The following is a 21,990-nucleotide window of genomic DNA, read 5'->3' as shown; positions in this document are numbered from 1 at the left end:
TTCCCCTACCACTGCTGCCCCAGCACCTCCCTGACTTTTGCCGACGCCTGGCGGTGCGGCGCGCCCAGGCGGCTGGACAAGTCCGGCAGCGGATCGGCGCGGATATCGGCCAGGGCCGCCCGCAGGCAGGCCGCGACGGCGGCCGTGTCCTGCACCGATGGCGCGTCCGGCTGCGCCACCTGCAAGGTTTGCCACAGCAGGCCCAGGGTGGCGTAGTTCCTGACGTCGTAGGCCATCGGCGCGATGCTGGCGGCCAGCGCTTCGAGCGCTTCCACCGTGCGCAAGGTGATGCGCGCCGCCGACGCCTTGCCCATCGCGTGCACCATCACTTGCGGATCGTCGAGCGCGATCAGGCGGTTGGCCTGGTAGCCGTGCGCAAGGAAGGCGCCCGACATGGCCTTGCCGACGATCAGGCCGATCACGGGATGGCCGGCCAGGCGTGCCTCGGCATAAGCGCCCGCCGCGCCGGCCAGCGCCTGGTGGATGCCGTAGGCCTCTTCGCGCCGGCCGTAGGCCTGGCTGGCCACGTCGATGACGGCGACGATGGGCCGTTTCACGGCCAGCGCCTGGTCCTCGACCAGCACCTGCCGCACGGCGCGGGCCAGCTGCCACGCCTCGACCAGGCCGACTTCACCTGTGCGGGCGCGCGTAAAACGGTTGTCCGGGTCGGGCAGCACGGCGAGGTAGCGCGCCGCTTCGCCCGCCAGCGGCGCGTCGACCACGCGCACGGAAGGCGGGTAATCAGGCAGCGGCGCGGCATGCTGCGTCAGGGCCGCGAGCCAGACGGCGCCCCGGCTCGTATCGGTGATGGCGTTCATGCTGCGGTTCCTTTGCTGTAGATGCTGCGCACGGCTTGCGGCGTGGCTTGCGGGCCGGCGTCCACTTGCGCCAGGCGGGCGAGAAAATCGTCGGCCTGGCTGCTGCGGTGCTGCGGCGGCACGCCGCGTGCGAACAGTTCGGCCACGGTGGCGCGCATCTGCGCCGTGTCGTCTTCCACGTAGGCGTCGGCCAGGCCGCTGTGGAAGCGCTGTTCGCCGCCCGTCAGGCTCCAGATGAACGGTTTGTTGCGCGAGTCGAATTCGTCCACGCCCGCCTCCTGCTCGATCACGGCGGGACCGTTGAGACCCAGGCGCGCCTCGCGCGTGACGACCAGATAGCTGCACAGGCCCGCCGCGATCGACATGCCGCCGTAGCAGCCCACCGTGCCGGCCGTGATACCGATGACAGGTTGGTAGCGGCGCAGGTCGACGATGGCCGCATGGATGTCGGCAATGGCAGCGAGGCCCAGGTTGGCTTCCTGCAGGCGCACGCCGCCCGTCTCGAACAGGATCACGGCGCGCGTCGGTATGCCGTTGCGGTTGTCGCGCGCCGCCAGTTCCAGCGCGCCGGCGATCTTCGCGCCGCCCACTTCACCCATGCTGCCGCCCTGGTAGGCGCCCTCGATGGCCAGCACCACGGCCGGCTGGCCGTCGAACAAGCCCTTGGCCACCACCACGCCATCGTCCGCCTGGGCCGTCACGCCTTGTTGCGGCAGCCACGGCGAAGCGATGCCGCAGAACGGATCGAGCAGTTCACGCATGCTGCCCGCATCCAGCAAGGCCTTGGCCCGGCTGCGCGCGCCCCGTTCGATGAAGCTGTCACGCTCGAGTAATTGCTTCAATGTGCTCATGCCGCCCTCCCCGCTTGCAATTCTTCGTACGCTTGTTCGATGCGCATGCGCACCACGCCCGGCGTGGCGCCGCAATCGTTGATGACGATGCGCGCCGCCGGCAGCGGCTCGCCGCCGAATACGCGCTGCAACAGCGCATCCCACACGGCGCCCTTGCCATCGACGGAGGTGTTGACGACGATGCGGGTCACGCCATCGCTGCCCGGCTGCAGCAGCACTTCCAGGTCGCCCGAGCCGACGACGCCGGCCAGCGCGCGCCCCGACGCCGGCTGCCTGGCCGGGAATGTATAGTCACGCGTTTCCATGCGCGTCTCCTTCTGTCAATCGGTCGAGGAACAGGGTGGCCGCCAGCAGATCGGCCGCCCCGCCCGGCGAGACGCCGCGCGCCAGCGCCACGGCTTCCAGCGCCAGCAATGCTTCGGTGCCGGCGGCGGTGGCCGCGCCGCCGGCCGCCAGCACCCGCGCAGCGCCTGCCTGCACCGCCAGCAAAGCCGCCTCGCCGCCGCGCGACAGCACGCAGGTATCGTCCAGCGTGCTGACTATGGTCAGCAAGGCATTCAGGCGCGCCGTCGTCTCGTTGTCGCCGCGCGCCCGCGAAGCGTGCAAGGCCGGCAATCCGGCGCCCGTCACCAGGGGAAAGCCGGCGCGTGCCTGGCCGCGCGCGCCGTCGACCTGATACTGGCGGCACGCCAGCTCGCCCTTGTTGCCGGTGGCGCCAGGCGCGCCGCGGTCGTGCAAGCGGGCCAGCGCACCGGCCCGCGCCGCCACGGCCTGCGGCGCCAGCGATCCGCCGCGCGCGCCCTGCTGCGCCGCCGCCGTCACCAGCAATCCCAGCGCCCAGATGGCGCCACGGTGCGTGTTCACGCCGCCGGTAGCGTCCAGCATCAGCGCCTCGCCATCGCGGCCGATGGCGCCGATGCGCTGGCGCAGCAGGTCGTCGTCTTCACTCTGCGCGCCGGCGTCGGCCATGGCGGCAAACACGGGTTCCAGCACGCAGGCCGAATGGCACATCAGGGCCCAGTTCAAGTCAGAGTGGGCGCCACGGCTGCGCAAATCGACCAGGCCCGGTTTCGGCGTCAGGGTCGCTTCATCGAGCAGCGCCTGCAGCACCTGCCGTCCCAGCGCGGCGGCGCGTTCCCGCACCGGTGTCATTGTCATCATTGTGCTCATTGCAATCATTACCAGCTCCTGAATTTGGCGGGGGGTTGATACAGGCCGTCCGACCACTCGACCAGGTCGGCGATGCTTTTCGCGGCCAGCAGCGAGCGGTTCGCCGCCCCGCGCTGCACGCCGATATCCTCGGGCAGCGCGATCAGGCCATCGGCGCGCAGCTTTGCCGTGGTCTTCGGGTCGTGGCGCAGGCCGATCGGCGTCACGCCGGCGACCGCCGCCAGCATGGCCTTGCGCTCATCGAGCGAACGGGCCTTGTACAGGTAGGCGATGCCCTCCTCCGTCAGCACGTGGGTGACGTCGTCGCCATATATCATCACGGGCGCCAGCGGCATGCCGCTGGCCTGGCCCACGGCGACGGCGTCGAGCGATTCGACGATCGTCGGCTGGCCGCCGTCCTGGAACGTTTCTACCATCTGCACCACCAGCTTCTTGCCGCGCGCCAGCGTGTCGTCCGTCTCGATCAGGTCCAGCCAGGCTGGCGTCGGGTGGCGCCGGCCGTGCGGGTCGTGACCCATATTGGGCGCGCCGCCGAAGCCCGCCAGCCGGCCGTTGGTGACGGTGGACGAATTGCCCAGGCCATCCATCTGCAAGGTGGCGCCGATGAACAGGTCGACCGCGTACTGGCCCGCCAGCTGGCACAGGGCGCGGTTCGAGCGCATGGAACCGTCGCGGCCCGTGAAGAACACGTCGGGCCGCGCGGCCGCATAGCCTTCCATGCCCAGCTCCGCGCCGAAGCAGTGCACGCTCTCGACCCAGCCCGTCTCGATGGCAGGGATCAAGGTCGGATGGGGGTTCAGCACCCAGTTGCGGCAAATCTTGCCCTTCAGACCCAGCTGCTCGCCATACGTGGGCAAAATCAGCTCGATGGCGGCCGTATTGAAACCGATGCCGTGGTTCAGCGACTGCACCTGGTGTTTTTCATACACGCCGCGGATCGCCATCATGGCCATCAGCACGTGCACGGGCTTGATCACGCGCGGGTCGCGGGTAAACAGCGGTTCGATGAAGAACGGTTTGTCGGACTGCACGACGAAATCGATCCACGAGCCGGGCACGTCGACGCGCGGCAAGTCGCTGACGTCGTCGACGATCTGATTGACCTGGGCGATGACGATGCCGTCGCGGAAGGCGGCCGATTCCACCAGGGTCGGCGTGTCCTCCGTGCTGGGGCCCGTGTACAGATTGCCCTGGCGGTCGGCCATGTAGCCGGCCACCATGACGACGTTGGGCGTGAGGTCGACGAACAGGCGCGCATACAGTTCGATATACGTGTGGATGGCGCCCACCTCGAGCAAGCCATCCTGCAGGAACTGGGCGATGCGCAGGCTTTGCGTGCCGGCAAACGAAAAATCGAGCTTGCGGGCGATGCCCCGTTCGAACAGGTCCAGGTGCTCGGGCAGGCTGACGCTGGGCATGATCAGGTGCAGATGGTGGATCTTGTCGGGGTTGACCTGGGTCAGCATGCGGGCGAGGAAGTCGGCCTGCTTCTGGTTATTGCCTTCGAGGACGACGCGGTCGCCCGGCGCGAGCAGCGCTTCGAGCACGGCGACCATGTCGCTCTGTTGCAGCACGGGGCCGCTCGCGTAGTGGCGCACGGCGTCGAGGCGGCGGCGTTTCTCGGTGCGCCGCGTGTCCCATTGTTTCTGCTGCTGCCCTGGCGCTGCTGTGGCGGTTGACATCTTGCCTCCGAATTAAGCTATCGAACCCTGACGATAGAACGAAAACGGAGGCGCGACAATCAACCTGCTACCATGTTCATTACCCTGAAGTTAATGAACTCACGATAATCACGGTGCTCATGGCCATCAATGAAGAAATCACGCTGAAAAAGCTCGAGGTTTTTCTCAGCTTTATGGAATTGAACAACCTGGCCAGGGTGGCCGATGCGCTGGGCCAGAGCACGGTCAGCGTGCACCGCGCCCTGCACTCGCTGGAAGACGGCTTGCGCTGTCCCCTGTTCAAGCGCGAGGGCCGCAGCCTGATCCCGCTGCATGCGGCCTACACTTTTGCCGAATCGGCGCGGCGCGCGCTGGCCGAATGCGAGGAAGGCGTGCGCAAGGTGCGCGAAATGTCGGGCATCAACCCCGTGCGCCTGAAGATCGGTTCGCTGTATTCATTGACCCTGCACTGCATCCCGCAGCTGGTGATCGCCCTGAAGCTGCGCCGGCCCGGTCTCGACATCGACCTGACCCTGGGGTCGAACCGCGAACTGCTGCAAAGCCTGGCCGATGGACGCCTGGACGCCATCATCGTCGGCGTGCAGGAAGAAGAACAGCATGCCGGGCTGGTGGCCGTACCCCTGTTCCAGGACGACGTCTACCTGGCCGCACCGCTGGCTTCGCCCTATGCGGGCGCCGCCTCGGTGGACTTGCAGCAGCTGCGCAACGACAAATTCGTCACCCTGAACGAAGGTTTCGTCACCTCGCAAAGCTTCAACCACGCGTTCGACCTGGCGGGCTTCGTGCCCGACACGGCCATGCGGGTCGGCGACATCTTCTCGCTGATCAACTTGGTGAGCGGCGGCATCGGCTACAGCCTGCTGCCCGGCCGCGTGCGCGCCTTCAGCTCGCGCATTGAACTGCTGCCGCTGGACGCGCGCTACGGCTCGCACCAGCAAATCACCCTGCTGATGCAGAGCAGCCGCGAGCGCGACCCGAATCTGCTGGCGCTGGCGGCGGAGTGCAGGTTGTATGGGCGCAGGGAGCCAGCCAAGTAAGTTGCTGAGCTAGGTCAAATCGATGGTGAAGGGTTTTGGAACGGGTCGCCACCACCGTCGCCACATGCATGATAAAACCAAAATCGCGGGTATGTAGCGAAATCGGCATACAAGTGTCCATCGATTAGGCAGAATGAATCGAAAAATTATCAAATATCCATTGAGTTAAAGACAATGACAACCATCCATGGTTGTAAGCCCACATGGTGATCCGTTTCAAAGCACTGCGGCCAATGACTGTAATGGCGCGCATGTTGCTTCTCGGTTTTGTAAAATCAGATGAGGTACTGCGCTTGACTATGATGCTCATGACTATTCTCCAATCTATGCTATGTGGGCAGTTGGATGGAGAATACCGATAGATTTTATGCTGTAGCAGGCCCTAGCGCAGTTACATAACGTTTGAATGAATTCGCGCTCTAGCGCAAATTCATTGAAAACACATGATTTGCGCTAGTCCAACCCTTACGCCACATACTCTTTGAGTTGGGTACTTAAAACTGCCTTAAGTTCTGAGGCCAGACTTGGGTCTTGGATGTCGCTAACGATTTCAAGCATTGCCCGGAGGGACGACGCATCTGTTGGAAAGCGCCGCAGCCCTCGCTTAATTCGATCAATTTGCTCTTCGAGGTTCTCGATTGCATCTGCTTTTTCAGGGGAAATAATTCGCCTTGTACTACTCGCAGCCTGTAGGGCCAAGTGCGTGTGCGTACGAGCAGTGCTCTCAGCCTTTCTATCAATCTCGCACTGCCGCTTTATCTTCTCTGTTACCTCGGACGTAAGTACACGTCGCGTTGCACTAACGCTTACCGTGGGCCAAGCTAGGGTAATAAGATAGTGCACGTAATCGACCGGTACTGAACTAAAAGCTTTCGCGAATTTTTTTGCTAGTGTGAGCGTGAGAGAACGTCTGGTAGGGTCTCCTGATCGATTGGTCGGAACGAAGATCGGCGGCGCGTAGACACATAATGCTTGCAGTCCTGACAGAAAATCAGATGTCGCAGCGGTTGAGGGAAGATATTGCGCCGCAGGAAGTTCGTTAAGCAGCGAGTTAGCTCGCTCTCGCACTTTGTAGACCATGGAAGGGCTAATTATTTCAACTTCAATCCCAGCTCGCAGCTCGCGGTATGCCTCCGCAATTACGTCACAGGCTGTGAGCCTGAAAACTACACTGTCGCGCGAACCTTTAAAAAATACAGCAGCCGCTGGTGCCCCCATGCACATTGAGAACCAAGTTGTCGTATCGCGCTGTTTTCTTTTTGTGCGCGCATATATGTCGAGGACATCTGTCGTGTTTGGAGATAACGCGAAAATTGGCTGAGAGGCAACTTGCTTAACGCTCGTGCGCAAAGGTGTGGATCTAGTTTTCATGGTTCATACAATCAGTTTGTTACAGTGTTGAACTAGCTCGATCTAAGGCGAAGTATACAGCACCCATGTGATTTAGCGGAGTATTAGCCTGCTTGGTCCGCACTGTAACGTGGTGTAGTAGAAAACTTAGATTGTTCTTGCGAGCAGTTCTCAGCCTGCTGCCCGGCCGGGTCCGTGCCTTCAGCTCGCGCATCGAACTGCTGCCGCTGGACGCCCGCTACGGCTCGCACCAGCAAATCACCCTGCTGGCGCTGGCGGCGGAGTGCAGATTGTATGGGCGTGGCGAGCCTGCTTTACCCAAAACTTTGACTTGATATCTAAACAATGGCAAATCAAACCAAGGCCCGGGTCTCCAACCCGGGCACACCGGGCCCAGCGGGCCTGAAAAATGCCCAGGGCAAGGCGCGCGGGCGCAGACAGTACGAATGTACGGCAAGCCCAAGCAACGCAGCCATGGACATTTTCTCAGGCCCGCGATTCAGGCCCGCACTTAAATAGCACTATCCCAAGGCGCCGACAACCTGACCGCGCAGTTGATCAGGCCCACCATCGAATACGTCTGCGGAAAATTCCCCCACATCTCTCCCGTCACCGGGTGCGTATCTTCCGACAGCAAACCCAGGTGATTGCGCGCCAGCAGCATGGTTTCGAAGATCTTGCGCGCTTCGTCCTTCCTGCCGATGCGCGCCAGGGCGTCGATGCGCCAGAAGGTGCAGATGTTGAAGGCCGTCTCAGGTTTGCCGAAGTCGTCGGGCGCTTCGTAGCGGCGCATGTAGGGGCCGTCGCACAGCGATGCTTCCAGCGCGTCGACGGTGGCGATGAAACGGGGGTCCATGGGGTCGATGAAGTTGACTTCCGCCATCAGCAGCACGGAGGCGTCCAGGTCGCGCCCGCCCAGGCTTTCCGCGAAGGCCTGGCGCTCCTCGCTCCACGCTTCGCGCAGCAACCTCTCGCGGATCAGCACGGCGCGGCTGTTCCAGTGGTCGGCCCGGTCCGGCAAGCCCAGTGTATGGGCGACCTTGGCCAGGCGGTCGCAGGCGGCCCAGCTCATCAGCATGGACGAGGTGTGGACCCTGGCCCGCGTGCGCAGCTCCCACATGCCCGCGTCCGGTTCCGCGTGCAGTTTGAAGGCCTGGTCGCCCACGGCTTCCAGCGCGGCGAACTCGGCTTTTCCGCCCCGGTGGAACAAGCGGTGGTCGAGGAAAGCCTGCGCCGCGCCCAGGACGATGTTGCCATAGACGTCGTGCTGGAAATGTTCCTGCGCCTGGTTGCCGACGCGCACGGGACCATTGCCCCGGTAGCCGGGCAAGTGGTCGAGCATGGATTCGGGCAACTGCTCTTCCAGGCCGATGCCGTACAGTGGCTGGATGTGGCCGCCTTTCGAGCGGGCGACGATATTCGTCAGCCAGCGCAAATACTCTTCCATCGTGCCCACTTCGGACAAACTATTGAGTGCGCGCACGACAAAGAAGGCGTCGCGCAGCCAGCAATAGCGGTAATCCCAGTTGCGGCTGCTGCCCGGCGCTTCCGGGATGCTCGTCGTCATGGCGGCGATGATGGCGCCCGTGTCTTCATATAAAGACAGTTTTAATGTGATGGCGGCGCGGATGACCACGTCCTGCCATTCCAGCGGCACGGCCAGGCGCCGCGTGTAGGTGCGCCAATAGTTGATGGTTTCCTTTTCAAAGATGCGCGCCGTCTCGTCGATGCCGCCAGCCAGGGTTTCATCGGGGCCCAGCAGGAAGTTGGCCGTGCCGCCCAGCACGAAATACGTTTCGCTCAGCACATAGTTCAGCGACACATCGGTGTTCAAGCGCAAGGTCTGATCCGGCCCCACGTAGCGGATATGGTGGCTGCCCTGCGTGACCTGCGGCGCCAGCTTGCCCCAGTCGTAGCGGGGACGCAGGCGCACGCGGATGCGCACGGCGTGGTCGAGCGGGCGCACCCGGCGGATCAGCATCAGCGGGCGGAACATGCGGTCGCGGCTGAGGAAGCGGGGCGCGAAATCCGTGATTTCCACGCCGCGCCCATCCGTATCGTACAGCCGCGTGCGCAGCACGGCCGTGTTCGGCTCGTAGAATTGTTCGCTGCGGGCAAAATTCTCGATGTCGATGGCCCACACGCTGCCGTTTTCCGTGTCGTCCAGCAAGGTATTGAAGACGGGGTCGCCATCGAAACGGGGCAGGCACGACCAGACGACCTGCCCCGCCTGGTCGATCAGGGCGCTGAAGGCGCAATTGCCCACCACGCCGCAGTTGAGGGACGCTTGCGCCGGCGGCGCAGTGGCGGCGGACGCGTGGGCGCCGCTGGGGGTGTCATAGGATGTCGTCATCGGCTACTCCTTGAAGGGGATACGGACGCGGCCAGCAACACGGTGCGCAGCACGTCCGGGCTGGCCAGGCGCAGGCTGGCGGCGCTGGGGCCGCTGCCCACTTTCACGCCCTGCCCCCCAATTTGTTGAACATAGGCAAAGCCTGCCTCGTCGGTGGTATCGTCACCCGCGAACACGGGCCGGCGTCCCTTGAACGGCGCCTCGGCCATGAAGGCGGCGATGGCGCCGCCCTTGTCCGTGGCGGCCGGCTTGGCTTCCAGAACCATTTTGCCATGCAACAGCAAAAGACCGGGGCACGCTTGCACGGCCAGCGTCATTTCCTGCAGGCACAGTTGCTCCAGTTCCGGCGCCAACCGGTAATGCAGGGCCACGGCGCCGCGCTTGTGTTCCACCAGCAAGCCGGGGTACATCGCCGCCAGCGCGCGGGCATGCGCCAGCACGAGCGATACGTCGGGCGTGGCCGCCACATGCCGTGTGCCATCGGCGCCGCGCCGCTCCACGCCATGCACGCCGGCCACGGGCAAGATCAGTGGCGCGAGCATGGCATCGATCTGCGCCACGGGGCGGCCGGAAACGAGGGCCAGCGCGCCGCCATGCCAGCGCGCCAGCAGTATCAGCGCATCGACCACGCCCGTTTCCAGGCGCACGCCGTCGGGCGTGGGCGCCAGGTCGACCAGGGTGCCGTCGAAGTCGAAAAAGACGGCGCTGCCGGGCGTACTCAGCAGTTGCAGCAAGGCTGCGCTATCGTCAGGAATCTCCGCCATCAGATCCCCTTGCGCCGCTTGATGCGGCTGTGGGCATCGATCTTGGTCATGACCTTGTCGCGCTGGCGCAAACGGGCCGCATCGAGCAGCATGCGCCCGGCCCACCGGTAGACATTGAAATGTTTCACACGGGCCCGCATGCTCTTCATGCGCTCGCGCTGTTCCACGGGCGGCATCACGAGGGCGCGGTACAGGGCGTCGGCGCCCTGCTCGATGTGATACGGGTTGATGATCAGCGCTTCATGCAGCTCGCGCGCGGCGCCGGTGAATTGACTTAGAACAAGGACACCCATCTCGTCGTCGCGCGCGGCGATGAATTCCTTGGCCACCAGATTCATGCCGTCATGCAAACTTGTCACCATGCACACCTCGGAAGCGCGGAAATAGCGCTGCAAGTCGTCCTGGCCATGGTGTTCCGCTTTCAGCAGGATGGGCACGTAGTTGCCGCTGCCGAAGCGGCGGTTGATGCGCTCGACCATCTTGCGCACCCGGGCGTCGAAACTCTGGTATTCATCGAGCGAAGCGCGGCTGGGAGCGGCGATTTGCACGAAAGTAAAATTGCCCACCATGCCGGGCTGCTGTTCCAGCATGCGCTCGACGGCCTGGAAGCGCTCGACGATGCCTTTCGTGTAATCAAGGCGGTCCACGCCGATGCCCAGCAAGTGGTTGGGCGTCACGCCCAGTTCGCTGCGAATCTGTGCGCGGCAGGTGGCCACGTCGGGCTGGTCCGGGTTGTCTTCCGGCCAGGCGATGGAAATCGGATAATCCTCGACTTGCGTCATCTCGCCGCCATAGGAAATGGTCGACGCTTCCGGCTCGATGCGCGTTTCCAGGTAGCGGTCCACCGTTTCGAGGAAATTCTTGCGGTGGAATGGCGTGTGGAAGCCGAGGATCGTGCTGCCCAGCAAACCGTCGAGGATTTCCTCGCGCCATGGGCAAATGCCGAACGATTCCGAGTTCGGCCACGGGATATGCCAGAAAGTGATAATCGTCGCCTTCGGCAAGGCTTCGCGCACCATGCGCGGCAGCAAGGCAAAATGGTAATCCTGCACCAGCACGACGGGGTTGTCCGTCTTCGCCTCGGCGATCACGGCGTCGGCGAAGCGGCGGTTGACCTTCACGTACTGCTCCCAGTCGGACGAGCGGAACACGGGGCGCACATGGGCGATATGGCACAGCGGCCACATGCCTTCATTGGCGAAGCCATAATAATAGCCCTGCTCTTCCTCTTGCGTCAGCCACACGCGGCGCAAGGTATAGCTGGGATTGTCGGGCGGCACGGGCACGTGGTCGAGCTTGTCGACCGTCTCGCGGTCGGCGGAACCGGCGCCATGCGCGATCCACGTGCCGGAGCAGGCGCGCATCACGGCTTCCACGGCCGTCACCAGGCCGCTGGCCGGACGCTGCACTGCAACACCAGTCTCCGTTTTGGTGTGGATATACGGTTCGCGGTTCGATACGACGAGCACCTGGTCGCCCTGCAAGTCCGCTTCCAGCAAGGCGCGCAGCTTGTCCGGCGTCCAGTCGGACGACCAGCCGTTATCGCCCTGGCGTTCCAGATGGTATTCCTGCAGCAATTCACGCAAGTCGCCGATCAGCGGCTGCATTTCCGGCGGCGGCGCGGGCGCGGCGGCCGGTGCGGCGGCGGCCACTGCGCCATTGCTTTTCGGCAGCAACTCGCCGCGCAGGATATCCTTGACGGCCGCCAGCCAGCCGCGCCAGCTCAGGTGCGCAACGAACACGGTCATCAGGGAAATGAGCACGGCCAGCACGGCCAGGAAGGCAAAGATAAAACGTTTGGTATCCGTATTGCGGCGTTCGACAAAGCTCATGTCCTGCACCAGCACCAGACGGCCCAGCTGGGACGCATCCTGCATCACGGGCGTTTCGCTGATATGGACTTGCCCTTGCGGCAATTGCGCCAGGGATTTGTACAGGCCGCCCGTGGAAGGCGTGCTCCAGCAGCCGATGGAAGCGGGGTATTGCGCGGACTGGTACAGCAAATGGCCCGCATTGTCGCAAAAGCCGATGGCGATCAGGCGCTCGTCGCGCGTGGCGCCCTGGAACAGTTCGCTGATGCGGGTGGCGTCCTGCGCGGGCAGGTATTCGGTGAGCGAAGGCCGGAGGGTTCCGGCGAGTAATTCTGCCCGGCTGTCGAGGTCGCGCACATACCAGCGCAGGGTGATGTTGTCGAGCAGGGGTACCACGATATAAGCAAACAGTCCCAGCACCAGAGCCAGTGGCAGGATGAAGCGCAAGGACATTCGGAGTGATCGTACTATCATCGTTTTCCTTTGCAAAAACAAAAAGCATGGCAAGTATGACTATGTTTCCACTGCGGCGACGCCCGTTTGCTTTCCGTATTGAAACGTCAACGTGGCATGGCGCAGCGCAGCAATTTCTTCCAGTATCCGCCTTGACCGAAGTCTTATCCGTACGGCAACGCACGCCCCCGCGACGTCATCTGCCCGTAAAATAGCCGCTTCCGACATCCATTTCACCAATTTCAAGGAGTTTTCGCCTATGGATCTCAGCACGTTCCACTCGCTGATGGGAGGCCCGCTGCGCTCGGCGCTGACCGTGCTCGTTTCCGCCCTGCTCGTCACCCTGGTTGCCATCGGCGCGCACCGGGCCGGCATCGGCTTGCTGAGAAGACTGGCCAATGGCCACCCGCTTGCCAGCAACGTCGCGCGCGTGGCCTTCCGCGCCAGCCAGCTGTGCCTGATCGTCTTCGGCTTGCGCATGGTGCTGGCCAGCGCACCCGACGACACGCCGGGCCTGGTCGCCATGTCGCACCTGGCCAGCGTGGCGCTGATCATCGCGCTGACCTGGCTGGCCATGCAATGCATCGAGTCGCTCAGCATCACGATTTCCCAGATCAATCCCGTCGACGCGGCCGACAACCTGCGCGCGCGGCGCCGGATCACCCAGGCCCGGGTGCTCACGCGCAGCGCGCACGCCATCGTGGTCCTCCTGGGCCTGTCCTTCGTGCTGCTGACCTTGCCCGGCGCGCGGCAGATCGGCGCCAGCCTGCTCGCTTCGGCCGGCGTGGCTGGCCTGGTGGCCGGTATCGCCGCCCGGCCCGTGCTCGGCAATTTCATCGCAGGCCTGCAAATTGCCTTCTCTCAACCCATCCGCATCGACGACGTGCTGATCGTCAACGGAGAATGGGGCACGGTCGAGGAAATCAAGGGCACCTACGTGGTCGTGCGCGTATGGGACGAGCGCCGTCTGATCGTGCCGCTGCAGTGGTTCATTGAAAATCCGTTCGAGAACTGGACGCATACCTCCTCGGAGATCCTGGGCACGGTGTTCCTGTGGCTCGATTTCAGCATCCCGATCGAGCCGCTGCGCGCGGAACTGACGCGCATCTGCGAAGCGGCACCCCAATGGGATGGCCGGGTCTGCACGGTGCAGGCGACGGATTCGAACGAGCGGGCCGTGCGCGTGCGTTTCCTCATCAGCGCGGTGGATTCAGGCAAGGCGTTCGAATTGCGCTGCATGGTACGCGAACAGATGCTGGCCTTTATCACCACCCGCTATCCGCACGGCCTGCCCCGCCTGCGCTCCACGCACGACCCCATCGAGCTGCATGGCATGCAGGCGCAGAACGACAGCGTGTCGCTGCACAAAGCATAAAAAAACCGTGCGGCGCGCTGCCCTTGCCCGTGCGCCGCTACAATGGTTCGCATGAGCACCACCGCCTGGTTCATCCTGATCGGTTGCCTGATGCTGGCGCGTGGCCTGGGCGCCGACGGCATCGCGCGCCTGCCCTTGACCTCGGCCATGGCTTACCTGGGCGTGGGCCTGCTGCTGGGGCCCATGTTCCTCGGCCTGTTTTCGTTCGACCTGGTGCGGCAAGCGCCACTGCTGGAAACCCTGACGGAAATCGCCGTCCTCATCTCCCTGTTTTCCGCCGGCGTCAAGATGCCCGTGCCCTTCAGCCTGGCGCGCTGGCTGCCGTCGCTGCGCCTGGCGTGGCTGTCGATGGCCATCTCCGTGGCCCTGGTGGCGGCCTTTTCCTGCCTGGTGCTGGGCCTGCCCCTGGGCGCGGGCATACTGCTGGGCGCCATCCTCGCGCCCACCGACCCCGTGCTGGCCACCGACGTGCAGCTGCGCCATGCGGGCGACCGCGAGCAATTGCGCTTCATGCTGACCAGCGAAGCGGGTATGAACGATGGCAGCGGATTTCCCATCGTCATGCTGGGCCTGGGCTTGCTGGGCCTGCATGAGCTGGGGCCGCACGGGGTCACCTGGCTGTGGCGCGATCTGGTCTGGGCCAGCGCGGGCGCCATCGCCCTGGGCGCGGCGGGCGGCGCGCTGCTGGCCTGGCTGGGCTGGCAGGTGCGCGCCAAGGAGCCGAAACACGCGATGCTGGACGACCTGGCGGCCCTGGGCTTGATCGCCCTCGTGTACGGCGTATCCACGTGGCTGCACGCGTGGGGCTTTTTGGCCGTGTTCTTCGCCGGCGTGGCCTTGCGCCAGACGGAACTGCGGCTGGCCGGCGCGCCGAAAGACCGGCACGGTTTGCTGCAGGCCGAGGAAACCCATGCCGTGTCCGCCGCCAAGCCGCGCGACAGCGACGTGACGCTGACGGTCAGCGGCGAATCCCTCGTCTTCAAGGAACATCTGGAACGCCTGTCCGAACTGACCCTGGTGCTGCTGCTGGGCGGCGCCGTCACGGCCGCCGCCTGGAGCTGGCAGGCGTGGAGCGTGGCGCTGTTCCTGCTGCTGGTGGCGCGCCCGGCCAGTGTGATGCTCGGTTTGCTGGCCTCGGGCACCAGCGTGCGCCTGCGCGGGCTGGCCGCCTGGTTCGGCGTGCGCGGCATCGGCTCGCTGTATTACCTCAGCTATGCCATCGCGCATGGCTTGGCGGACGGCCTGGCGCGCGAACTGGCCGACATCACCCTGGTCGTCGTCATCCTGTCCATCGTCGCCCACGGCCTGACAGTCAAACCGCTGCTGGAACGCTACTGGCGCAAATAAGCGCCGGCGGCGCCTGTTTGTCATTGCTCCGCAGCAATGTTTTGTCAATTGCCCCTATGGCGGACGGAAATATTGTTAAGATCATTAAAAATGGCAAAAGAGAGAAGCAATGAAACGAAGAAGCGTGCTGGGACTGGGCGTCTCGATGGCCCTGCTGCAAACGGGCTGCGCCACCGATCCGGCCAGGCTGGCGTGGGAAACGGCATTTGACGGCTTCATGCGCGATGGCCTGGCCCGTACGGAAACGCCGGGCATGAGCGTGGCCGTGGTGCGCGGCGAGCAAACGATTTTCGCGCGCGGCTATGGCTGGGCCGACATCCAGGCCGGCAAGAAGGCCGACGCCAGCACGGTGTTCCATGTCGCCTCCGTCAGCAAGCTCGTCACGGCCACGGCCGTCATGATGCTGCTGGAGCAAGGCGCCTTCCAGCTCGACGACAAGGTGGCGGCCTACCTGGACTTCCCGCTCATGCATCCGAAGTTTCCCGACGTGCCCATCACCTTTCGCCATTTGCTCAGCCACACCTCGGGCATTTCCGACGCCGTGTACGAAAAGACGACGACGTTTGCCGTGCAGGGCGACCCGCGATTACCGCTGCGCGACTTCGTCAAGGGTTACCTGTCGCGCGGCGGCGCCTGGTATGACGCGGACGTGTCGTTCGCGGCCCGGCCCGGCACGGAATGGCGCTACAGCAATGTCGGCATCGCCCTGCTCGGCTATCTGGTGGGCCGCTTGAACCCCGATGGCCTCGACGCCTTTACGCACGAGCATCTGTTCGAACCGCTGGGCATGGACAGCACGGCGTGGAATCTGGCCGGTTTGCCGCGGCGCACCGTCGTTGCCCAGCCGTATGCGCACAAGGAACCGGGCCTGCAAGCGCTGCCGCCCGTCGGCTATCCGGACTGGCCGGCCGGTCTGCTGCGCAGCTCGGCGCATGACTTTGCCCGTTTCCTGGCCATCTTCAGCAATGGCGGCCGGGTCGATGGCCACCGCTACCTGCAAGATTCCACCCTGCAATTGTTTTTCGCCCCGCAAGCGGCCCCCGTCGTGCCTGCCGATTCATCCGTGCGCCAGGCTTTGGCGTGGCTGCTGCGCGACGTCAACGGCAGGCCGCTGGCCACGCACAGCGGCGGCGACCCGGGCGCCACATCCGTCGTCTGCGTCGACCGGGCCAGCAAGACGGCCGTGCTGGCCTTCGCCAACGTCAGCGCCGACAAGGAGTTCCGCTCATTCCAGAAAGAAGTCGTGCTGCGCCTGCTGGCCCATGGCGGCGGCGCGCAAGCGCGATAGGCATGCCGCTTGTGTGAGCGGGCGCACGGTGGCGCCCGGGCAAGAACGTATGCTGTGCTGGTCAGATTTGACACTCAACAAGGAGACCGGCATGACGAACCGCATCGGCAACAAGGACGTGGCGCAGCAGCGCAGCAAGAGTGAAAAAGCCCGCATCAAGGCGCAGAACATCGCCAACGAGGCGGTCAAGAAGGCCGAGGCCAGGGCCAAATACCACAACGCCATCAAGGGCCAACCGGGCCAGCCGGGCCAAACCACCCCAGCAAGCTAGGCGCCGAACCAGCCGCGCAGTTTTTCGGCGGCGCGTTCCTTGACCTCCGCCGTGATGTAGGTGGCGACCGTGGCGACGGCCGCCGCCAGTACGGCCAGGTCATCCGCGTAGCCGACCACGGGCGTGATGTCGGGAATCGCATCGATGGGCGAAATGAAATAGCCGAGCGCGCCATAGATGGCCGTCTTGGCCCACAGCGGCGTATTCGGCTGCTGCGCCGCGTAGTACAGCCACAGGGCTTTCTCGATGACTTCGCGTCCCGCCGTCTTGGCGAACTTGACGACCTTGTCCCAGAAGCTGTCATCCGTGTATTTCTTTTCATACTGCTTGTCGGCTTGGGGGGCGTGGTCTTCTTCCAGATTCTTTTTTCTGCCAAACATCTGCTGCTCCTGTCTGCCGCGCACGGCGTTACGAATGCGCACCTTAGCATAACGGCGCGGCAGGTGCGCGGCGTACAAGGTACGTTATATCCATGGAAATATCCGCCACCACCACGGCCCGCGCCGCCGGCCTGCGCTACACGGGCGACCATCAGAGCGGCATCGCCCGATCGGGCAAGCCCGGCAAGTTCCGCTACCGCGACGCGGACGGCCAGATCGTGCGCGATAGCGCCGCCTTGACGCGCATCAAGGCGCTGGCCATCCCGCCGGCCTGGACGGACGTGTGGATCTGCCCGCACGCGAATGGCCACCTGCAGGCTACGGGACGCGATGCGCGGGGCCGCAAGCAGTACCGCTACCATGCGCGCTGGCGCCAGGTGCGCGATGAAGTGAAATATGAGCGCATGCTCAGCTTTGGCCGCGCCCTGCCCGCCATCCGCGCCGCCGTCGCGCGCGGCATGCAGCTGCCCGGCTTGCCCCGTGAAAAAGTGCTGGCCACCATCGTGCACCTGCTGGAATTGACGATGATGCGCATTGGCAACGAAGAATATGCGCGCACGAACAAATCGTTCGGCCTGACCACCCTGCGCACGCGCCACGTGCAGGTCGACGGCAGCGCCGTGGCCTTTCACTTCAAGGGCAAGAGCGGCGTGCGCCACGATATCCGCCTGAGTGACCGGCGCCTGGCAACAGTGCTGCGGCGCATGCGCGAACTGCCGGGCCAGGAACTGTTTCAATACATCGATGACGATGGCGCGCGCCACGGCGTCGATTCGGGCGATGTCAACGATTACCTGCGCGAGGTAACGGGCGAAGACTACACGGCCAAGGATTTCCGCACCTGGTCCGGCACCCTGCTGGCCGCGCTGGCCCTGCAGGCGTTCGAACAGGTCGATTCCGATGCGCAAGCGAAGAAAAACATCGTGCAGGCGATCGAGTCCGTGGCTAAGAAGCTGGGTAACACGCCGACGATCTGCCGCAAGTGCTATGTGCACCCGGCCGTGCTGGAATCGTATCTGGAGGGCAGTTTATTGGAAGGCATGCGCGCGCGGGCGCAAGAGCAATTACGGGAAGAACTGCCGGCGCTGGCGCCGGAGGAAGCGGCAGTGCTGGCCTTGCTGCAGCAGCGCTTGCAAGCGCAGGCCGCCAGCAAGGCGGCGGTCAAGCCTGGCGCGCGGGCTGGCGCGGGCACTGTGCCGACAGTGTAAGAGCATCGCTGCTGCAGACGGGCAAGGCGCCGTGCCCCGCTTCGCGAGCAACGGGGGCCGGTGCGGCATCGCTGTTCTGCGCCTCGCCCGCAGTCATCCAGGTGGCCGCCAGGGTCGAAAAGGTAAACAGGCAGATCAGCAGAAACGGCTTGTTCACGTGGATAGACTGGTCTGGCTTTTGCATCGCATACTCCGTCGGACTGTTGGCTGTTGCAGCATGGACACGATCATCGCGTGTTTCCACAAGGCATACAATCAGACGGTTTCGACAAGATGGGTAGGACAGCGCTGACAGGCTCAGCCATAAAGTCCGGTGTCGGCAGATTTGACACCTGCTCCGGCCCGTCCCAGCCAAGCCCTTGTTTTTCCAGCATAATCCATACTGGAACGTTTCCTGCTTGACCTCTCGCCTGGGCACGCTTGGCGCCAGTCTATGGGGGAACGATCATGAGCTTTATCAAACAGGCGCTGCTGGCGCTGCTGCTATGCGTAATGTCCGCCGCGCACGCCGCCAGCATCGGCTACACGGCAACATCGCTGGGCGGCACGCAGTGGCGCTACGACTATACGGTCAGCAACACCACCCTGGCCGTGCCCATCGAGGAATTCACCTTGTTCTTCAGCGTGGGCCAGTACGCCAACCTGCAGAGCGGCTTCACGCTACCAGGCTGGGACGTGCTGGTGGTGCAGCCCGATCCCGCCATTCCCGCCAGCGGCTACCTCGACGCGCTGGCGCTGGCCGGCGGCATCGCTCCCGGCGCCACGGCCACGGGCTTTTCCGTCACCTTCGATTATCTGGGCCCGGGCAGCCCAGGCGCCCAGCCGTTTTCCATCCTCGACCCCGTCTCCTTCATCGAACTCGACACGGGCATCACGCAGCCGTTCGCCGTCGCCCTGCCGTCCACGCCATGGCTGCTGCTGGCGGGCGTACTGGCCATGGCCTGCCTGCGGCGCCGGCAGCTGGCGGGCGCCGCGCTGGTCACGGGGCTGGCACTGAGCCTGTGCGCCTGCGGCGGACCGAACGATCCCACGCAGCCGGCCGCGCCGAAGGTCATGCTGGCCGCCGCCGCGACCACCAGCGGCACCACCCAGGCCGCCGGCGACCTGGAAGTCACCTTGCTGGAAAAAGTGGCCGAGCAGCGCGTCAACCGCACGGCCTGGGACTACACCTACCGCGTGCACATCCGCAACAATGGCAGCGAAGCGGCCGTCAACGTGCACGCCGTGCTGGCCAGCGCGCCCGCAGGCAGCACCATCATCGATGGCGACGTGCTGGCCGGCAGCATCGGCGCGGGCGCCACCGTCACGCCCGCCGATACCATCACCGTGCGCATCGAGCGCAGCATCGCCTTCCAGAGCACGGGCCTGACGTGGACCTTCAGCACCGGCGACGGCATCGTCCTCGACCCCGTGCGGCCCGCGCAAGTGGTCGTGCTGCCGCTGGCCGAGCTGGGCTTTCCCGACGGCGCCGACAGCGTCAAGGTCGGCGGCGCCGTCACGGACGTGCTGCTGCAGGAAGGCAGCCTGCGCTTTTCCACGCCGGGCGACACGGGTGTCGACCAGCACGCGCAATTTTCCCTCAGCAAGGGCGGCAAGGTCACGACCCTGGACCTGCTGATCCAGACGGCACTGCCCACGGCCGTGGAAACCTATGTGGAACCACGCGACGACGGCAGCGTACCGACCACCGCGCCAATGCTGGCCATCACGGGACTGGGGCCGAACAACCGCCTGCAGCCGGGCGGCCTCGCGTTCCGCCTCGTGGATGCGGCCCCCATGGCCTTGCAGGATGACAGCGACGGCCTGCTGTCCGGCCCGAATGACGTGGCCATCAGCCTCAAGAGCTACTGGACGTTCGATGCGGCCAGCGGCACCTTCAGCATCGGCGCCACGGCCATGCAGCAACTGCTGGCATCCTTGCCCAATGGCAGCTACGACCTGAACCTCAATTTCGTCTCGCAGGATGGCGAGTTCACGGCCAGCTATGCCTTGATCGTCATCAAGTCCGGCATCGTGCTGCAAGGACAGCTGCGCACGCCGGCGGGCGGCAATGCCACGGGACTGGCCGGCAAGAAAATGCTATTGGCCGGCTACAACAACCACCAGCGCCAGGTGGCCGTGGTCGACGCCACGGGCGCCTTCCACTTCGACGGCGTACTGCCCGATACCTACCAGCTGACCTTGAACGACCTGGTCCACCCGAACGTGGTCAGCGTCAGCGCCGTCGTTTTCGAGAACAGCAGCAACGTCAATGTCGACATCGTCTATCCGTATGGGACTAGCCTGGCTCTGCGCGCCGGGGCGCAGACCTATGCGGCCGGCAGCGTCACGCAGGATGGCGCCGGGCCGCCAGCGCGCGACCTGCCCGCCAGCCCCCGCGCCGCGGGCGACGCCACGCCGCAGGATGACGCGGGCAGCAAGACCTTCACGGCCATTGCAGCCGCGCAAAACCAGACCATCACCTCGCCCATCGCCTTCACCGTACCCCAGAACACGAAAAACGTGGGCGTGAAAATCACCGTCAGCACGGCCGAGTATCCCACCTACACGACGGCGCAAAGCCAGTACAACGATACCTGGTCGTATGCCGTGACGGGGCTGCCCGGCGTCAGCCTGGCCGCCACGGGCGCCGTCAACCAGTCGCACTTCACGCAAGGCACCATCGTCAGGACGGAGTGCGTCGACGTCAGCAAGCAGACCAGCAATGGCGCGCTGAACCTGGGCGGCAACGTCAGCGCCACGAATATCGGCGACAGCGCCCTGGCCACCGTGACGACGGTGGAACTGAGTCTCGCGTGCAAGGGTTTGAAGGTGACGCAGGCGAAGTTCAGCTCGCCGAACCAGGCCGCCCATCCCGTGCTGCAGCCGATCAAGCTGACGGGCAATTTGGCGGGGCCGTATGTTTCCGTGTCGCAAGGAACGGCCACGGCCACGCACACCTTGCCGCTGGAATTGCACTACACGCCGGCGGCGGCAAAGATTACGGAAATCAATATCGGCATATCGTCCGGCGGCGGCAATCCCGCCTTCAGCGCGGAGAATCTATTGTCTCAGACTAATACCAAGACCGCCGGCAGCGTAAAATTTCCCGGCCTGGTGCTGCCCGCCTTTGCCGGCGCCAAGCTCGACAAGAAGGCCGTCGTCACGCTGCGCCTGAAAGGCCGCATCGATAATGTCGATGCCAGCTCGGACCCGGCCGAAGGGGGACAAGTGGAGTTCAAGGGCGACACGGCCTACATTCCCCTGTACCTGGCCAACAACGAGGCGGCGCTGGCGGGGCGGCGCTACGGCACGCGTGATGCTGGCGGCGATTCGTGGGCCACGCGCCTGGCCATCGCCTGGCTGGCGGGCAAGGCTTACCGTTTCGACGACATCAGCGGCCAGCACGTGACGCAGACGGCAACGGGCCGCTCCATCCTCGGCCACAGCGGCCACAGCGACGGCCAGCAGATCGACTTGCGCTACGCGGATGGCGCGGGTGGCTACACGGACGCGCTGGGCGGCCAGAACGATGGCGCAGCGATTCAAAATCTGATCAATGACGCCAAGGCGGAAGTGGTGGCCAACCCCGCGCAAAAGCCGAAACTGGCAGCCCTGCTGGCGTGGATCGCGGCAAACCGGGCCATGCTGGCCCTGGAAGCGGCGCAGGCCAGCACGCGCGTCATCTACATCGGCCCCAGTTTCATCAAGCGGGCCCTCGTCGACGGGCGTTTTTCCGCCGCCCCTACCGACAATATCCCCGGCGCCGGGGCCTGGACCAAGCCGGCAAAAGTGCACATCGAGGCGGGACACCTGAGCCACTGGCACATCAGCATCACGGCCCATCCGTAAG

The 21,990-nt window shown here is 64.6% G+C and carries 20 protein-coding genes; 8 read left to right on the top strand and 12 right to left on the bottom strand.

Going from position 1 to position 21,990, the window contains the following annotated elements; all coding sequences use genetic code 11:
- Positions 1–5: 5 nt before the first annotated feature.
- The 5 genes from mdcE to mdcA are packed head-to-tail and all read right to left on the bottom strand — an operon-like array spanning position 6 to position 4,521.
- The gene (gene mdcE / locus IGS55_RS01755; RefSeq protein WP_230516445.1) at positions 6–818 is read right to left on the bottom strand and encodes a biotin-independent malonate decarboxylase subunit gamma; all 813 of its coding nucleotides are present in this window, start codon (positions 816–818) and stop codon (positions 6–8) included.
- Complete coding sequence (locus IGS55_RS01750; RefSeq protein WP_230516446.1) at positions 815–1,669, bottom strand: biotin-independent malonate decarboxylase subunit beta; 855 nt, start codon at positions 1,667–1,669, stop codon at positions 815–817. Before IGS55_RS01750 ends, mdcE begins: the two co-directional genes overlap by 4 nt.
- Positions 1,666–1,974, bottom strand: coding sequence for a malonate decarboxylase subunit delta (locus IGS55_RS01745; RefSeq protein WP_230516447.1), 309 nt, complete (start codon positions 1,972–1,974; stop codon positions 1,666–1,668). Before IGS55_RS01745 ends, IGS55_RS01750 begins: the two co-directional genes overlap by 4 nt.
- A complete protein-coding gene (locus tag IGS55_RS01740) occupies positions 1,961–2,830 on the bottom strand; it encodes a triphosphoribosyl-dephospho-CoA synthase (RefSeq protein WP_230516448.1) in 870 nt (289 codons plus the stop codon). Before IGS55_RS01740 ends, IGS55_RS01745 begins: the two co-directional genes overlap by 14 nt.
- A 17-nt stretch (positions 2,831–2,847) precedes the next feature.
- On the bottom strand, positions 2,848–4,521 hold the full coding sequence (mdcA, locus tag IGS55_RS01735; RefSeq protein WP_230516449.1) for a malonate decarboxylase subunit alpha: 1,674 nt from the start codon (positions 4,519–4,521) through the stop codon (positions 2,848–2,850).
- 119 nt (positions 4,522–4,640) lie between these two features.
- Between mdcA and IGS55_RS01730 the strand changes: the two genes are divergently transcribed.
- Entirely contained in the window at positions 4,641–5,558 is a 918-nt protein-coding gene (locus IGS55_RS01730; protein WP_230516450.1) for a LysR family transcriptional regulator, read from the top strand.
- Positions 5,559–5,682: 124 nt separating this feature from the next.
- Here IGS55_RS01730 and IGS55_RS01725 read toward each other — a convergent pair whose 3' ends face one another.
- Positions 5,683–5,868, bottom strand: a complete 186-nt coding sequence (locus IGS55_RS01725) for a hypothetical protein (protein WP_230516451.1) — start codon at positions 5,866–5,868, stop codon at positions 5,683–5,685.
- 155 nt (positions 5,869–6,023) lie between these two features.
- On the bottom strand, positions 6,024–6,929 hold the full coding sequence (locus IGS55_RS01720) for a hypothetical protein (RefSeq protein ID WP_230516452.1): 906 nt from the start codon (positions 6,927–6,929) through the stop codon (positions 6,024–6,026).
- 137 nt (positions 6,930–7,066) lie between these two features.
- On the opposite strand from IGS55_RS01720, the gene IGS55_RS01715 reads away from it, so the two are divergent.
- Entirely contained in the window at positions 7,067–7,243 is a 177-nt protein-coding gene (locus tag IGS55_RS01715) for a hypothetical protein (protein WP_230516453.1), read from the top strand.
- A 176-nt stretch (positions 7,244–7,419) separates the two neighbouring features.
- Here the strand turns inward: IGS55_RS01715 and IGS55_RS01710 are convergent, their stop codons facing one another.
- From IGS55_RS01710 to IGS55_RS01700, 3 genes are read right to left on the bottom strand one after another with little or no spacing between them, the layout of a single operon-like run.
- A complete protein-coding gene (locus IGS55_RS01710; RefSeq protein WP_230516454.1) occupies positions 7,420–9,261 on the bottom strand; it encodes a glycoside hydrolase family 15 protein in 1,842 nt (613 codons plus the stop codon).
- On the bottom strand, positions 9,258–10,025 hold the full coding sequence (otsB, locus tag IGS55_RS01705; RefSeq protein ID WP_230516455.1) for a trehalose-phosphatase: 768 nt from the start codon (positions 10,023–10,025) through the stop codon (positions 9,258–9,260). Before otsB ends, IGS55_RS01710 begins: the two co-directional genes overlap by 4 nt.
- Entirely contained in the window at positions 10,025–12,289 is a 2,265-nt protein-coding gene (locus tag IGS55_RS01700; RefSeq protein WP_230516456.1) for an alpha,alpha-trehalose-phosphate synthase (UDP-forming), read from the bottom strand. The genes otsB and IGS55_RS01700 overlap by 1 nt, the downstream gene beginning before the upstream one ends.
- A gap of 259 nt (positions 12,290–12,548) precedes the next feature.
- Here IGS55_RS01700 and IGS55_RS01695 point away from each other — a divergent pair, with 259 nt between their 5' ends.
- From IGS55_RS01695 to IGS55_RS01680, 4 genes are all read left to right on the top strand, one after another.
- Positions 12,549–13,664 (top strand): mechanosensitive ion channel family protein, encoded by a 1,116-nt coding sequence (locus IGS55_RS01695; protein WP_230516457.1) that lies wholly within the window; start codon positions 12,549–12,551, stop codon positions 13,662–13,664.
- Between the two features lie 51 nt (positions 13,665–13,715).
- On the top strand, positions 13,716–15,011 hold the full coding sequence (locus IGS55_RS01690) for a cation:proton antiporter (protein WP_230516458.1): 1,296 nt from the start codon (positions 13,716–13,718) through the stop codon (positions 15,009–15,011).
- 109 nt (positions 15,012–15,120) lie between these two features.
- A complete protein-coding gene (locus IGS55_RS01685; RefSeq protein ID WP_230516459.1) occupies positions 15,121–16,299 on the top strand; it encodes a serine hydrolase domain-containing protein in 1,179 nt (392 codons plus the stop codon).
- Between the two features lie 91 nt (positions 16,300–16,390).
- Positions 16,391–16,570: a hypothetical protein gene (locus tag IGS55_RS01680; RefSeq protein ID WP_230516460.1), complete on the top strand. Its 180-nt coding sequence runs from the start codon at positions 16,391–16,393 to the stop codon at positions 16,568–16,570.
- Here the strand turns inward: IGS55_RS01680 and IGS55_RS01675 are convergent.
- Positions 16,567–16,950: a YkvA family protein gene (locus IGS55_RS01675; RefSeq protein ID WP_046685558.1), complete on the bottom strand. Its 384-nt coding sequence runs from the start codon at positions 16,948–16,950 to the stop codon at positions 16,567–16,569. The two genes, IGS55_RS01680 and IGS55_RS01675, sit on opposite strands and share 4 nt — an antisense overlap.
- A gap of 92 nt (positions 16,951–17,042) precedes the next feature.
- Here IGS55_RS01675 and IGS55_RS01670 point away from each other — a divergent pair, with 92 nt between their 5' ends.
- Positions 17,043–18,158 carry a DNA topoisomerase IB gene (locus tag IGS55_RS01670; RefSeq protein WP_230516461.1) on the top strand — a complete coding sequence of 372 codons (1,116 nt, stop codon included), beginning with the start codon at positions 17,043–17,045 and terminating at the stop codon, positions 18,156–18,158.
- Here IGS55_RS01670 and IGS55_RS01665 read toward each other — a convergent pair.
- A complete protein-coding gene (locus IGS55_RS01665; protein ID WP_230516462.1) occupies positions 18,112–18,342 on the bottom strand; it encodes a hypothetical protein in 231 nt (76 codons plus the stop codon). The genes IGS55_RS01670 and IGS55_RS01665 overlap by 47 nt on opposite strands.
- A gap of 263 nt (positions 18,343–18,605) precedes the next feature.
- Here IGS55_RS01665 and IGS55_RS01660 point away from each other — a divergent pair, with 263 nt between their 5' ends.
- The gene (locus IGS55_RS01660; protein ID WP_230516463.1) at positions 18,606–21,989 is read left to right on the top strand and encodes a hypothetical protein; all 3,384 of its coding nucleotides are present in this window, start codon (positions 18,606–18,608) and stop codon (positions 21,987–21,989) included.
- The last annotated feature ends 1 nt before the right edge of the window (position 21,990 follow it).

The organism is Janthinobacterium sp. EB271-G4-3-2, from assembly GCF_020858035.1.
GTDB classification, from domain to species: Bacteria; Pseudomonadota; Gammaproteobacteria; order Burkholderiales; family Burkholderiaceae_D; genus Janthinobacterium; species Janthinobacterium aestuarii.
The sequence above is the reverse complement of the archived record's forward strand: the minus strand, read 5'-3'. Positions and strand labels throughout refer to the sequence as shown.

Bases quoted from the DNA above. Each gene is read 5' to 3' on its own strand.
- mdcE (WP_230516445.1), bottom strand. From the start codon at position 818: ATGAACGCCATCACCGATACGAGCCGGGGCGCCGTCTGGCTCGCGGCC.
- IGS55_RS01750 (WP_230516446.1), bottom strand. From the start codon at position 1,669: ATGAGCACATTGAAGCAATTACTCGAGCGTGACAGCTTCATCGAACGG.
- IGS55_RS01745 (WP_230516447.1), bottom strand. From the start codon at position 1,974: ATGGAAACGCGTGACTATACATTCCCGGCCAGGCAGCCGGCGTCGGGG.
- IGS55_RS01740 (WP_230516448.1), bottom strand. From the start codon at position 2,830: ATGATGACAATGACACCGGTGCGGGAACGCGCCGCCGCGCTGGGACGG.
- mdcA (WP_230516449.1), bottom strand. From the start codon at position 4,521: ATGTCAACCGCCACAGCAGCGCCAGGGCAGCAGCAGAAACAATGGGAC.
- IGS55_RS01730 (WP_230516450.1), top strand. From the start codon at position 4,641: ATGGCCATCAATGAAGAAATCACGCTGAAAAAGCTCGAGGTTTTTCTC.
- IGS55_RS01725 (WP_230516451.1), bottom strand. From the start codon at position 5,868: ATGAGCATCATAGTCAAGCGCAGTACCTCATCTGATTTTACAAAACCG.
- IGS55_RS01720 (WP_230516452.1), bottom strand. From the start codon at position 6,929: ATGAAAACTAGATCCACACCTTTGCGCACGAGCGTTAAGCAAGTTGCC.
- IGS55_RS01710 (WP_230516454.1), bottom strand. From the start codon at position 9,261: ATGACGACATCCTATGACACCCCCAGCGGCGCCCACGCGTCCGCCGCC.
- otsB (WP_230516455.1), bottom strand. From the start codon at position 10,025: ATGGCGGAGATTCCTGACGATAGCGCAGCCTTGCTGCAACTGCTGAGT.
- IGS55_RS01700 (WP_230516456.1), bottom strand. From the start codon at position 12,289: ATGTCCTTGCGCTTCATCCTGCCACTGGCTCTGGTGCTGGGACTGTTT.
- IGS55_RS01695 (WP_230516457.1), top strand. From the start codon at position 12,549: ATGGATCTCAGCACGTTCCACTCGCTGATGGGAGGCCCGCTGCGCTCG.
- IGS55_RS01690 (WP_230516458.1), top strand. From the start codon at position 13,716: ATGAGCACCACCGCCTGGTTCATCCTGATCGGTTGCCTGATGCTGGCG.
- IGS55_RS01685 (WP_230516459.1), top strand. From the start codon at position 15,121: ATGAAACGAAGAAGCGTGCTGGGACTGGGCGTCTCGATGGCCCTGCTG.
- IGS55_RS01680 (WP_230516460.1), top strand. From the start codon at position 16,391: ATGACGAACCGCATCGGCAACAAGGACGTGGCGCAGCAGCGCAGCAAG.
- IGS55_RS01675 (WP_046685558.1), bottom strand. From the start codon at position 16,950: ATGTTTGGCAGAAAAAAGAATCTGGAAGAAGACCACGCCCCCCAAGCC.
- IGS55_RS01670 (WP_230516461.1), top strand. From the start codon at position 17,043: ATGGAAATATCCGCCACCACCACGGCCCGCGCCGCCGGCCTGCGCTAC.
- IGS55_RS01665 (WP_230516462.1), bottom strand. From the start codon at position 18,342: ATGCAAAAGCCAGACCAGTCTATCCACGTGAACAAGCCGTTTCTGCTG.
- IGS55_RS01660 (WP_230516463.1), top strand. From the start codon at position 18,606: ATGAGCTTTATCAAACAGGCGCTGCTGGCGCTGCTGCTATGCGTAATG.